This window comes from Flavobacterium bernardetii, assembly GCF_011305415.1.
Taxonomy (GTDB): Bacteria; Bacteroidota; Bacteroidia; order Flavobacteriales; family Flavobacteriaceae; genus Flavobacterium; species Flavobacterium bernardetii.
The window spans coordinates 150,337-162,755 of sequence record NZ_JAANOQ010000001.1 but is presented as its reverse complement, the minus strand read 5'-3'; the positions used below and the strand labels follow the sequence as shown (position 1 = coordinate 162,755).

The following is a 12,419-nucleotide window of genomic DNA, read 5'->3' as shown; positions in this document are numbered from 1 at the left end:
TTAAATAAATACATATGTCAAAATACACCGAAGACGACTTAAAAGTCGAATTAGAAAATAAAGAATACGAATACGGATTTTACACTGAATTAGAATCGGAGACGTTTCCTATTGGCTTAAACGAAGACATTGTGCGCGCTATTTCTAAAAAGAAAAATGAGCCAGAATGGATGACCGATTGGCGTTTGCAAGCATTCGCTGCTTGGAAAGAAATGTTAGAACCAGAATGGGCAAACGTGAATTATACGAAACCTGATTTTCAGGCTATCGCGTATTATTCAGCACCAAAAAAATCTGATCCAAACAAAACATTAGATGATGTGGATGCGGAATTATTAGAAATGTACAAGAAATTGGGTATTTCTCTTGATGAACAGAAAAAAATGAACAATATCGCCATGGATATTGTGGTAGATTCTGTTTCTGTAGCTACAACATTTAAAAAGACATTAGGAGAAAAAGGAATTATTTTTTGTCCAATTTCGGAAGCCATTCAAGAACATCCAGAATTAGTTAAAAAATATTTAGGTACGATTGTGCCTCAAAAAGATAATTTTTATGCCGCTTTAAATTCGGCCGTTTTCTCTGATGGAAGTTTCTGTTATATTCCGAAAGGCGTTCGTTGCCCAATGGAATTATCAACCTATTTCCGTATCAATCAAGGTGGAACGGGACAGTTTGAAAGAACGTTAGTTATCGCAGATGAAGGAAGTTATGTATCTTACCTAGAAGGTTGTACGGCTCCAAGTCGTGATGAAAATCAATTACACGCTGCGGTTGTAGAATTAATTGCTTTAGACGATGCGGAAATCAAATATTCAACGGTTCAAAACTGGTATCCTGGAAATAAAGAAGGAAAAGGTGGGGTTTTCAACTTCGTAACGAAAAGAGGTTTATGCGAGAAAAACGCAAAAATATCTTGGACACAAGTCGAAACTGGTTCAGCAGTAACTTGGAAATATCCATCTTGTGTATTAAAAGGTGACAATTCAATTGGTGAGTTCTACTCTATCGCAGTTACGAATAATTACCAACAAGCGGATACAGGAACAAAAATGATTCACTTAGGTAAAAACACAAGATCAACCATTATTTCTAAAGGAATTTCGGCTGGTAAATCGCAAAACAGTTACCGTGGATTGGTCCAAATTAGTAAAAACGCAGACAATGCGCGTAACTTTTCACAATGTGATAGTTTATTAATGGGTAATAATTGTGGTGCACATACTTTTCCATATATCGAAAGTAAAAACACAACTGCAAAAATTGAACACGAAGCTACGACTTCAAAAATTGGAGAAGACCAAGTGTTTTATTGCAACCAACGTGGAATTCCAACTGAAAAAGCGATTGCTTTAATTGTAAACGGTTTCAGTAAAGAAGTATTAAATAAATTACCAATGGAATTTGCAGTGGAAGCTCAGAAATTATTGGAAATTAGTTTAGAAGGTTCTGTTGGATAAATTTGTTTCAAGTTTCAGGTTTCAAGTTAAACCTGAAAAAAAAACAAGTATAAAGTAAAAAAATTAAAACAAGTATTTAAAGATCAAGGAACAAAAACAACTTGAAACTTTAAATCTGAAACAAAAATAAATATGTTATCAATAAAAAATTTACACGCTTCAGTTGAAGATAAGGAAATATTAAAAGGAATTAATTTAGAGATAAAAGCTGGAGAAGTTCATGCGATTATGGGACCAAATGGTGCTGGAAAAAGTACACTTTCTTCTATCATTGCTGGAAACGAAACGTATGAAGTTACTTCTGGTGAAATTCTTTTAGAAAACGAAGACATTTCAGAATTAGCACCAGAAGAAAGAGCACACAAAGGTGTTTTCTTATCTTTCCAATATCCGGTAGAAATTCCAGGTGTTTCGGTAACTAACTTCATGAAAACAGCTATCAACGAATCTCGTAAAGCACGTGGACAAGAAGATATGCCAGCAAATGAAATGCTAAAATTAATTCGTGAAAAATCTGAATTATTAGAAATTGATCGTAAATTTTTATCTCGTTCACTTAACGAAGGTTTTTCTGGTGGTGAGAAAAAACGTAACGAAATTTTTCAAATGGCCATGTTAGAACCAAAATTAGCTATTTTGGATGAAACAGATTCTGGTTTAGATATCGATGCTTTACGTATTGTAGCAAACGGTGTAAACAAATTGAAAAACGAAAAGAATGCGGTTTTAGTAATTACACACTACCAACGTTTATTAGATTATATTATTCCTGATTTCGTTCACGTTTTAATGGACGGAAAAATTGTAAAATCTGGTGACGCTTCTTTAGCATTAGAATTAGAAGAAAAAGGATACGATTGGATTAAAAACGAAGTAGTCGAAAGTCAAAAGTCGTAAAGTCAAAAGATGGGGAAATTTAATTCATTCGAGGAAATTAATTCATGGCAAAAATCAAGAATTTTTAATAAACGAATTTATCAAATTACAGAAAACATAAATTTCAAAAAAGACTTTGACTTAGTTAGACAAATTAGACGTGCTTCAATTTCTATATCATCCAATATTGCAGAAGGATTTGAAAGAAACACAGATAAAGAATTTATTTATTTTTTATATGTAGCCAAAGCATCTGCTGGAGAAGTTCGTTCACAACTATATTTAGCTATTGATTTAGAATATATTACAAAAGAAGAATTTGAAGAACTATTAGAATCAGTTTCCGAAATATCGAGACTATTAAGTGGTTTTATAAAATATTTAAGCCCAAAATTGTAAAATATTACATTTTCGATTTTAAAACAAAATTTGTCGATAAACTTTAGTCTTTATGACTTTCGACTTTCGACTTTAAGACAAAATTATGGAATTAAAAGAAAAATTAATATCGTCTTTTATGGCGTTCGAAGAAAAAATTGCTGATGTAAACAATGAGTTACACGACATTAGAACTTCGGCTATAAAAAACTTCGAAAATAAAGGTTTCCCAACTAAAAAAGAGGAAGCTTGGAAATACACTTCGTTAAACGCCATCTTAAAAAATGACTTTAGTGTATTTGCAAAAAATGAAAATTCTGTTGAATTTGCAGATGTAAAAAAATACTTCTTAAACGATGTTGATACGTATAAAGTAATATTTATTGACGGAAAATTCAGCTCGTATTTATCTTCAACAACTCACGATGGTTTAGATGTTTGTTTGATGTCTTCAGCATTAACTAAACCTAAATACAAAATGGTTATTGATGCGTATTTTAACCAAATTGCAAATAAGGAAGATAGTTTAACGTCATTAAATACCGCTTTTTCTCAAGAAGGAGCTTATATTCATGTTCCAAAAAGTAAAGTTGTAGAAAAACCAATTGAGATTATTTATTTTTCAACAGGTTCTGAAGCAGCTTTAATGACGCAACCTCGTAATTTAGTGGTTGTTGGAGAAAATTCTCATATCCAAATTGTAGAACGTCATCAGAGTTTAAATGACAATCCTGTTTTAACGAATTCGGTTACAGAAATTTTTGCTCAAAAACGTGCGATTGTTGACTATTATAAAATCCAGAATGATTTACAAACTGCGAATTTAATTGACAACACGTACATTTCTCAAAAACAAGACAGTCATGTTTCAGTTCATACTTTTTCTTTCGGAGGAAATATCACGAGAAACAATTTAAATTTCTACCATCAAGGGGAACATATCGATTCTACTTTAAAAGGAATTACAATTATTGGCGACAAACAACATGTGGATCATTATACTTTAGTACAACACGCAACACCAAATTGCGAAAGTCACCAAAATTATAAAACCATTTTAGATGGAAGTGCCACTGGAGTTTTCAATGGTAAGATTTACGTAGAAAAAGAAGCTCAAAAAACAGATGCATTTCAACAAAATAATAACATTTTATTAAGCGACAAAGCGACAATTAATGCTAAACCACAATTAGAAATTTTTGCAGATGATGTAAAATGTTCTCATGGTTGTACAATTGGACAATTAGACGAAAATGCAATGTTTTATATGCAACAACGTGGAATTGGTAAAAAAGAAGCTAAAGCCTTATTAATGTACGCTTTCACAAGTGAAGTAACAAATAGTGTAAAAATTCCTGAATTAAGAGCAAAAATTGCTCGTCTTATTGCCGATAAATTAGGCGTAAATATGGGATTTGATTTGTAAGAAATTCAAATAAACATAACTATATAAACCGTCTTTCACGACGGTTTTTACATATTAAACAAAACGTAAATTGTAATAAATAACAAAATGAAAAAAATCATATTCATATTATTCTTTTTCGTTACCATACTTAGTTTCGGGCAAATTTTTGAAGGAAAAGTAATTTATAATAACACTTTTAAAACTAAAGATCCATATTATACCGACCAACAATTGAGTATCAAGTTGGGATCAAAATTTGAGTATTCTATCAAAAATGGTAATTATAAAAACATATCAAATGGAACTATATTTCAATGGGAACTTTATAGAAATGAAGAAAATAAAATTTATACTAAATACAATAACACAGAAAAAGCAATATGGATTGATGCTAGCCTTGGTAGTGAGGAAATTCTAAAAACAGAAATCAATAAAAACTCAACATCAATTTTAGGATATGAATGTGACGAACTAATTTTGACTTGTAAAAGTGGTATTCATAAATATTACTACAATTCTTCAGTTTTAAAATCTGATACTAGTTTATTTTCAAATCAAAATTATTCGTATTGGTATCAATTAATGAAAATAACTAATTGTTTAGCACTAAAAACAATTATTGAAACAAATCAATATACCTTAGAGAGTATAGTTACTGAAATAATTCCAACAAAATTAGATTTAAAGACATTCGAAATTCCAGCAGGAATTCAAACAGTAAAACGACCTTAAAAAAGCCGTTCAGATTATATTTGAACGGCTTTTTTAATATATGTATTTTCTACAAAATCTGACTCGCGTGTTCTTTTGTTTTTACTTTCTCAATTACATCTGTAATGATTCCGTTTTCATCGATTACGAAAGTGGTTCTATGAATACCATCATATTCTTTTCCCATAAACTTTTTTGGTCCCCAAACACCGAAAGCTTCTATCACAGATTTATCTTCATCAGCTAATAAAGCAAAAGGAAAACTGTATTTCTCTTCAAACTTTTTTTGGGCTTTAGCACTATCAGCACTTACGCCTAGCAATTCGTAGTTATTAGCTTGAAAACGCTCGTAATTATCTCTCAAATCACACGCTTCAGCTGTACAACCTGGCGTATTTGCTTTCGGATAAAAGAAAACCACTAATTTTTTACCTTTATAATCTGCTAATGAATGTGCTTTTCCGTTTTGATCTGTTCCTGAAAAGTTTGGGGCGGTATCGCCTATTTTTAAATGTGTCATTATTTTGTGTTTAAAAGTTTAATGGTTTATAAGGTTAAAAGGATTGCGTTTAAAAATTGATTTCCTAAAAAATTTAAGTTGGCTGAGGCACTCGAAGCCAACATATTGAAAAATTTATTAATTAAAAAATTTATTGACTTTGATAACCTAAGTCAACAAATTTTGATATTGAACTTGAACTTTATAACTTTACGAATTCAAATATACTAAAATGACCAAAAAGGAACGCGCAACATTTGTTATAAATACGTTAAACAAATTATATCCTGAAATTCCAATTCCGTTAGACCATAAAGATCCATACACTTTATTGATTGCGGTTTTACTTTCGGCACAATGCACAGATGTTCGCGTCAATCAAATTACACCAATTTTATTCGCAAAAGCAGATAATCCATACGATATGATAAAAATGAGTGTGGAAGAAATTCAGGATATCATTCGTCCTTGTGGTTTATCGCCAATGAAATCAAAAGGAATTCACGGATTGTCACATATTTTAATTGACAAATACAATGGTGAAGTACCGCAAAGTTTTGAAGCTTTAGAAAGTTTTCCTGCTGTCGGACATAAAACAGCGAGTGTGGTGATGAGTCAGGCTTTTGGTGTTCCAGCATTTCCTGTCGATACACATATTCACCGATTGATGTACAGATGGAATTTAACATCAGGAAAAAATGTAGTAGAAACGGAGAAAGATGCTAAAAATATTTTCCCAGAAGAAACTTGGAACGATTTACATTTACAAATCATTTGGTATGGAAGAGAATATTCTCCTGCTCGTGGTTGGGATTTAGAAAAAGATATTATCACCAAAACTATTGGAAGAAAATCGGTTTTAAAAGAATACGATAAAAAAATTATCTCGAAATAATTTCAATCTTAATAAAATAAAAAATGCTTCGAAGTAATTCCGAAGCATTTTTATCAATTTACAATGTTTTCAAAAGTCAACTTACCGACCTTTACTATTTTCATTGCCTGCGAATAACTCAAAATAAAACTAACTGTTGCTGCACTGGGTTTCATTTCTTCAATTGATTTTCTTTTTTTAGAGTAGAGTTTTGCCATTTATATATTTAATTATTTATTAAACTATAACGTAAAAACTTCTCTGTTATTGTGTTGCAATATTTAATTTGTCAAAATAATGCTATTTTTTTCAATAATCTTTCTCAAATTGATAACCGCATAACGCATTCTTCCCAACGCTGTATTAATACTAACGCCAGTTATTTCAGAAATTTCTTTAAAACTTAAATCTTCGTAAAAACGCATTTTAATTACTTCTCTTTGGTCTTCTGGTAATTGTTCCACTAATTTTCTAACATCTAATTTTACTTGTTCTTCAATTAATTGATTTTCAATAGATAAAGTAGAATCTGTCATAAAATTAAAAATACTATACTCGTCAGTTTCTCTCTGAAATGGCATTTTTTTATTGTGACGAAAATAATCAATCACTAAATTAGAAGCAATACGCATCACCCAAGGTAAAAATTTACCCTCTTCGTTATAGCCTTTTGTTCTTAAAGTTTTAATGACTTTAATAAAAGTATCTTGAAAAACATCATCACAAACCGATCTGTCTTGGATTTTGGAATAAATAAATCCATAAATCTTAGATTGATGTCTGTCGATTAAAATTTGTAAAGCAGATTCATCTCCACTAATGTAGTTGTGCAATAAAACCGCGTCTGGATTTTGTACAATATTTGCCATAAATATACCTCTTAGATTTTGAGAATAATGTTTCTAAAAAAAGTATTTTTATGTTATAAGCAAATTTGTTTTTGAGATTAGTAAGAGCAAATATAATGTTAAATATTTCATAAATACAAATATTGTCTAAACATTTAACACTTTTTACACAATAAATCTAAATTTAACGCAAAACATTTTTATCAAATTTGGGATTTCATAATTCAAAAAATGGTACTTATTATTTGTATCTTTGCAAAAATTCGCTTTTTTGTATGATACCAAAAGACATTACAATACTAGAACCAAAGAAATTTATATTGATTAAAGGTGCGCAATTGCACAATTTAAAAAATATAGATGTTGCCATTCCGAGAAATCAAATGGTTGTCATTACTGGACTTTCTGGTTCTGGAAAATCAAGTTTAGCATTTGACACGTTATATGCTGAAGGACAACGTCGTTATGTCGAGAGTTTATCTTCTTACGCCCGTCAATTCCTAGGAAAATTAGACAAACCAAAAGTAGAATACATCAAAGGAATCGCTCCAGCTATTGCTATCGAACAAAAAGTAAACACTACAAATGCACGTTCAACAGTTGGAACCTCAACAGAAATTTACGATTACTTAAAATTATTATTTGCCCGAATTGGAAGAACGTATTCTCCTATTTCTGGCGAAGAAGTAAAAAAACATACGGTTTCAGATGTGGTCAAACACATTCAATCTTTAGAAATCGACTCCAAATGGTTATTGCTAGCTCCTATTCATTTAGAAGAAGGCCGAAAATTACACGACAAACTAAAAGTTTTATTACAACAAGGTTTTGCGCGTGTTTTAGTAGATAATCAAACGGTTCGTTTAGACGATTTTGTTTCGACTTTAGAAATGATTGACGAAAACACAATGGCCGACAAAGAAATTTTATTAGTTATTGACAGAATTGTTGTCAAAACCGATGAAGAATTCTTAAACCGAATTGCCGATGCGTTGCAAATTGCTTTCTATGAAGGAAAAGGCGAATTATATTTACAAGAACCTGTCAATTCGCACCGCTCAATATTTAATTCTAATTTCCAATTAGACGGTTTAGATTTCTTAGAACCTAACATTCACTTATTCAGTTTCAACAATCCATACGGCGCTTGTCCAACTTGCGAAGGCTACGGAAGTGTCATTGGAATTGATATCGAATTAGTCGTGCCCAATACCGCACTTTCTGTTTATGAAAATGCTATTTTCCCATGGCGTGGAGAAAGTATGGGTTGGTATCGTGATCAATTGGTAAACAATTCGCATCATTTTGATTTCCCAATTCATAAACCGTATTTCGAATTATCTGATGAACAAAAAGCTTTAATTTGGACAGGAAATAAATACTTTACAGGTTTAAACGAGTTTTTCGCCGATTTAGAAGCGAATAATTATAAAATACAAAATCGTGTGATGCTTTCTCGTTACAGAGGAAAAACAAAATGTCATACCTGTAATGGAAAACGTTTACGTCCAGAAACCAACAATATAAAAGTAGCTGGAAAAACCATTTCTGACTTAGTCGATTTGCCAATTATTAAATTAATTCCGTTTTTTAATACGATTGAATTATCGGAATATGATGTAAAAGTCGCAAAACGTTTGTTATTAGAAATCAGAAACAGATTAGACTTTTTAGATAATGTTGGATTAAATTATTTGAGTTTAAACCGACAATCAGCTACACTTTCTGGTGGTGAATCACAACGTATTAACTTGGCGACTTCATTAGGAAGTTCGTTAGTAGGTTCGATGTATATTTTAGATGAGCCAAGTATCGGTTTACATCCAAAAGACACCGAAAAACTAATCGAAGTATTATTAAATTTAAAGAAATTAGGCAACACCGTTATCATCGTAGAACACGACGAAGATATCATGAAAGCTGCCGATATGATTATCGATATCGGACCAGAAGCAGGAACTTTAGGTGGAAATTTAGTCGCACAAGGAACCTATGAAGAAATTCTAAAATCGGATTCGTTAACTGCGCAATATTTGAATGGAACAGCAGAAATATCAGTTCCAAAAACGAGAAGAAAATTCAAAAATCATATTGATGTGATTGGCGCTCGTGAAAACAATTTAAAAAACATAAATGTTACGTTTCCTTTAGATTGCTTAACCGTAATTACAGGAGTTTCTGGAAGTGGAAAAAGTACGTTGGTGAAGAAAATCTTGTTTCCAGCGATGCAAAAAAAATTAACTGGTTTAGGTGAAAAAGCAGGACAATTTACCGATTTAGAAGGTAGTTTTTCACATATTAAAAACATCGAATACGTAGACCAAAATCCAATTGGAAGAAGTTCGCGTTCAAATCCTGTTACATATATCAAAGCATACGACGATATTAGAGAATTATACGCCAAACAAACCACATCCAAATTAAGAAATTACCAAGCGAAACATTTCTCCTTCAACGTAGATGGCGGAAGATGCGAAACGTGTAAAGGTGACGGAGAAGTTACGATTGAAATGCAATTTATGGCCGATGTGCATTTAGAATGCGAAACGTGTAACGGAAAACGCTTCAAAAAAGAAGTCTTAGAAGTCAATTTCGAAGGAAAAAACATCGACGATTTATTAAAAATGACCATCGATGAAGCGGTAACGTTCTTCGAAACAAATGGTCAAGCAAAAATCACACAGAAATTACAACCACTAAAAGATGTTGGTTTAGGATATGTACAATTAGGACAATCTTCTTCTACACTTTCTGGTGGTGAAGCGCAACGTATTAAATTAGCTTCGTTTTTAGTGAAAGGTGCGACAAAAGAAAAAATGTTATTCGTATTTGATGAACCTACAACAGGACTGCATTTTCACGATATTAAAAAATTATTAAAATCATTCGAAGCGTTAATCGAAAAAGGACATTCTATCATCGTAATTGAACACAATTTAGAATTAATAAAATGTGCCGATTATATTATCGATATCGGACCAGAAGGTGGTGAAAACGGCGGACAATTAGTCGCATTCGGAACTCCGGAAGAAGTCTCAAAAAATAAAAAATCGTTGACAGGTAAGTATTTAGCAGAAAAATTGTAATTTCGATAAAATTTCAGGTGTATGAATACGTTAGAATTAAAAAACATATTAATTGAAGAAATAAATCAAATTGAAGACAAATCTTTTTTAAATGCTTTGAGAACAATAATTGAATCAAAAATTAAAAAAGAAAATCTTTATGAAGAATATAATTCAGAGATTTTAATGGCAGAAGAAGATATTGAAAAAAACCACACTATTTCTCACGACGATGTTAAAAATAAAATTAACGAATGGAAAAAGAAATAATTTGGTCTAAAACTGCTTTAGAACAATTAGAAAATATTTATTTCTTTTTAATAAAAAAAACAAAAAGTAAAACTACTTCTAACAAAGTTCTTGATACTATATATGATTCTGTAACAATTCTAAAATCAAATTGGGAAATTTATGAATTAGATAAAATGAAAAAATCTAATTCAGGGAATTTTAGAGCTTATGAAATTTATAATTACCGAATTTCATATAAAATTACTCCAAATGAAATTTTTATAGTTAGAATAAGACACACGAAACGAAACCCTAAAAGCTTATAAAAATTCATAGAGTTTTTAACAACTTAAACCTACAATGAACAAAATAATATTCTTTTTCTTATTAGGAATCACGAGTGTTTTCGCTCAAAAAAAACAACTTTTTACCGAATATTCTATTGGTAAAACTTCATCAGCAGATAATACTTTTATTACTTTAAAATCGAGTCAAACTTTTGGAATAGGTTTCGGAATACAACATAACGATTCTTTAAATTGGGTCAAGCAATTACGAAATCCATTTACAGGTGTGATTTTACAAGTTGCCAATCACGGAAATACAGAAAAAATTGGACATACCATTTCTTTACTTCCATATATTGAAACGCCAATTCTCTTTAAAAACGAAAAACTTAAATTACTTACTGCACTTGGAGTCGCTTATCATACCAAAAAATATGATTTAGAAGACAATTGGGAAAATAAAGCCATTTCAACCGATTTTACTTATGCATTCAGATTAGGATTGTATTACGATGTTTTCCAAAAAAGTGATTTTCATACAAGATTAAATGTAAACTATTTACATTATTCTAACGGACATATTCAATGGCCAAATAACGGAATTAATACTTTAGCTTTAGGTTTGAATATTACCTATGACGGATTTATTAAAAACACAAATCCAGTTAATAAAACGGTTACTCCAAAAGAGATTCAAAAAAGTAAACAATCTTTCTTTTCCGTGCAATCTGGAATTGGTGAACACGCTTTGTATCGCTTTTACAACTATAGAAGAAATGTATATTCTGTTGATTTCATGTATGGAAAAATCTATAATAAAACACATAAAGTCGGTTTAGGATTGTACATGAGACATTACACCAACAATTACAACTACATTAAAAAAGGAAATAATTTAGTTTCTGAAGAATATCCAGAACTACAAAAAAATCCTTTTTTAAATGCCAGCAGTCTAGGAATCGCATTAAATTACGAATTCTTAATGCAACATTTTTCAGTTGAAACAGAATTAGGCATAACTTTATTCCGACCATTTTTTGAAACTGAATACCGTTTGGATGCCACTTTAATCAACAAAAAAACTGGACTTTACGAAAATGGCAAAGCGGAAGGAATGAATTACACATTAAAACGTTTTGTTTCAGGAAAATTAGGAATGAAATATTACCTAATTAACACCAACAAAGCACCAAAAAACAATTTTTACGTTGGCGGACATATCGTTTCTAGACTAGGACAAGCGGATTATAGTGAATTTACTTTGGGTTATATTCATACTTTTTAATTTGGGATTTACGATTTACGATTTGGGATTTGCGATATGGGAATTACGATTTACGGACTTAAATTCTGATTTATAAATTTATTTTACGATTTTTGCTTTTGTATAAGCCATATAAAAAAATCATGAAAGAAATAATGAAACAAAGAACAAAAAAGTTCGCATTAGATTGTTGGATTTTATGTTCTAAACTTCCAAAATCAAGAGAATATAATGCATATGTTTCTCAATTAATTAGATGTTCTAGTTCTGTAGGAGCAAATTACAGAGCGCTTCAAAGAGCAAAATCTAATGCTGACTTCATTAATAAATTAAAAATTGTTGAAGAAGAAGCCGATGAAAGTCATTTCTTTTTAGAATTATTAAATGATGTTTCTAAATTGGAAAATCTACAATTTGAAAAACAATTCTTACCATTAATCCAAGAAGCAAATGAAATTACAGCAATAATCGTTTCAACACTAAAAACGGTAAGAAATAAATCATAAATTAACACC

General features: G+C 30.8%; 13 protein-coding genes. 11 read left to right on the top strand and 2 right to left on the bottom strand.

The window, feature by feature from the left end; all coding sequences use genetic code 11:
- Window positions 1-14: 14 nt before the first annotated feature.
- The 5 genes from sufB (at window position 15) to G6N05_RS00760 (ending at window position 4,857) form a co-directional block, all read left to right on the top strand.
- Window positions 15-1,463: a Fe-S cluster assembly protein SufB gene (gene sufB / locus G6N05_RS00780; RefSeq protein WP_166124661.1), complete on the top strand. Its 1,449-nt coding sequence runs from the start codon at window positions 15-17 to the stop codon at window positions 1,461-1,463.
- 132 nt (window positions 1,464-1,595) lie between these two features.
- Window positions 1,596-2,360, top strand: a complete 765-nt coding sequence (gene sufC, locus G6N05_RS00775) for a Fe-S cluster assembly ATPase SufC (protein ID WP_166124660.1) — start codon at window positions 1,596-1,598, stop codon at window positions 2,358-2,360.
- 9 nt (window positions 2,361-2,369) lie between these two features.
- A complete protein-coding gene (locus G6N05_RS00770; protein ID WP_166124659.1) occupies window positions 2,370-2,738 on the top strand; it encodes a four helix bundle protein in 369 nt (122 codons plus the stop codon).
- Between the two features lie 85 nt (window positions 2,739-2,823).
- Entirely contained in the window at window positions 2,824-4,143 is a 1,320-nt protein-coding gene (gene sufD / locus G6N05_RS00765; RefSeq protein WP_166124658.1) for a Fe-S cluster assembly protein SufD, read from the top strand.
- Window positions 4,144-4,230: 87 nt separating this feature from the next.
- Window positions 4,231-4,857, top strand: a complete 627-nt coding sequence (locus G6N05_RS00760) for a hypothetical protein (protein WP_166124657.1) — start codon at window positions 4,231-4,233, stop codon at window positions 4,855-4,857.
- 49 nt (window positions 4,858-4,906) lie between these two features.
- On the opposite strand, the gene bcp is transcribed toward G6N05_RS00760, so the two are convergent.
- On the bottom strand, window positions 4,907-5,356 hold the full coding sequence (bcp, locus tag G6N05_RS00755; protein WP_166124656.1) for a thioredoxin-dependent thiol peroxidase: 450 nt from the start codon (window positions 5,354-5,356) through the stop codon (window positions 4,907-4,909).
- Between the two features lie 211 nt (window positions 5,357-5,567).
- Between bcp and G6N05_RS00750 the strand changes: the two genes are divergently transcribed.
- The gene (locus G6N05_RS00750) at window positions 5,568-6,230 is read left to right on the top strand and encodes an endonuclease III domain-containing protein (RefSeq protein ID WP_166124655.1); all 663 of its coding nucleotides are present in this window, start codon (window positions 5,568-5,570) and stop codon (window positions 6,228-6,230) included.
- Window positions 6,231-6,490: 260 nt separating this feature from the next.
- Here G6N05_RS00750 and G6N05_RS00745 read toward each other — a convergent pair whose 3' ends face one another.
- Entirely contained in the window at window positions 6,491-7,078 is a 588-nt protein-coding gene (locus G6N05_RS00745) for an RNA polymerase sigma factor (RefSeq protein ID WP_166124654.1), read from the bottom strand.
- 254 nt (window positions 7,079-7,332) lie between these two features.
- Here G6N05_RS00745 and uvrA point away from each other — a divergent pair, with 254 nt between their 5' ends.
- The 5 genes from uvrA (at window position 7,333) to G6N05_RS00720 (ending at window position 12,410) form a co-directional block, all read left to right on the top strand.
- Window positions 7,333-10,143, top strand: coding sequence for an excinuclease ABC subunit UvrA (gene uvrA / locus G6N05_RS00740; protein ID WP_166124653.1), 2,811 nt, complete (start codon window positions 7,333-7,335; stop codon window positions 10,141-10,143).
- Between the two features lie 21 nt (window positions 10,144-10,164).
- Window positions 10,165-10,392, top strand: coding sequence for a hypothetical protein (locus tag G6N05_RS00735; protein WP_166124652.1), 228 nt, complete (start codon window positions 10,165-10,167; stop codon window positions 10,390-10,392).
- On the top strand, window positions 10,377-10,679 hold the full coding sequence (locus tag G6N05_RS00730; RefSeq protein WP_166124651.1) for a type II toxin-antitoxin system RelE/ParE family toxin: 303 nt from the start codon (window positions 10,377-10,379) through the stop codon (window positions 10,677-10,679). The genes G6N05_RS00735 and G6N05_RS00730 overlap by 16 nt, the downstream gene beginning before the upstream one ends.
- Window positions 10,680-10,713: 34 nt before the next feature.
- Entirely contained in the window at window positions 10,714-11,925 is a 1,212-nt protein-coding gene (locus tag G6N05_RS00725) for an acyloxyacyl hydrolase (protein WP_166124650.1), read from the top strand.
- A 122-nt stretch (window positions 11,926-12,047) separates the two neighbouring features.
- Complete coding sequence (locus tag G6N05_RS00720; protein WP_166124649.1) at window positions 12,048-12,410, top strand: four helix bundle protein; 363 nt, start codon at window positions 12,048-12,050, stop codon at window positions 12,408-12,410.
- Window positions 12,411-12,419 lie beyond the last annotated feature (9 nt).

Bases quoted from the DNA above. Each gene is read 5' to 3' on its own strand.
- sufB (WP_166124661.1), top strand. From the start codon at position 15: ATGTCAAAATACACCGAAGACGACTTAAAAGTCGAATTAGAAAATAAA.
- sufC (WP_166124660.1), top strand. From the start codon at position 1,596: ATGTTATCAATAAAAAATTTACACGCTTCAGTTGAAGATAAGGAAATA.
- G6N05_RS00770 (WP_166124659.1), top strand. From the start codon at position 2,370: ATGGGGAAATTTAATTCATTCGAGGAAATTAATTCATGGCAAAAATCA.
- sufD (WP_166124658.1), top strand. From the start codon at position 2,824: ATGGAATTAAAAGAAAAATTAATATCGTCTTTTATGGCGTTCGAAGAA.
- G6N05_RS00760 (WP_166124657.1), top strand. From the start codon at position 4,231: ATGAAAAAAATCATATTCATATTATTCTTTTTCGTTACCATACTTAGT.
- bcp (WP_166124656.1), bottom strand. From the start codon at position 5,356: ATGACACATTTAAAAATAGGCGATACCGCCCCAAACTTTTCAGGAACA.
- G6N05_RS00750 (WP_166124655.1), top strand. From the start codon at position 5,568: ATGACCAAAAAGGAACGCGCAACATTTGTTATAAATACGTTAAACAAA.
- G6N05_RS00745 (WP_166124654.1), bottom strand. From the start codon at position 7,078: ATGGCAAATATTGTACAAAATCCAGACGCGGTTTTATTGCACAACTAC.
- uvrA (WP_166124653.1), top strand. From the start codon at position 7,333: ATGATACCAAAAGACATTACAATACTAGAACCAAAGAAATTTATATTG.
- G6N05_RS00735 (WP_166124652.1), top strand. From the start codon at position 10,165: ATGAATACGTTAGAATTAAAAAACATATTAATTGAAGAAATAAATCAA.
- G6N05_RS00730 (WP_166124651.1), top strand. From the start codon at position 10,377: ATGGAAAAAGAAATAATTTGGTCTAAAACTGCTTTAGAACAATTAGAA.
- G6N05_RS00725 (WP_166124650.1), top strand. From the start codon at position 10,714: ATGAACAAAATAATATTCTTTTTCTTATTAGGAATCACGAGTGTTTTC.
- G6N05_RS00720 (WP_166124649.1), top strand. From the start codon at position 12,048: ATGAAAGAAATAATGAAACAAAGAACAAAAAAGTTCGCATTAGATTGT.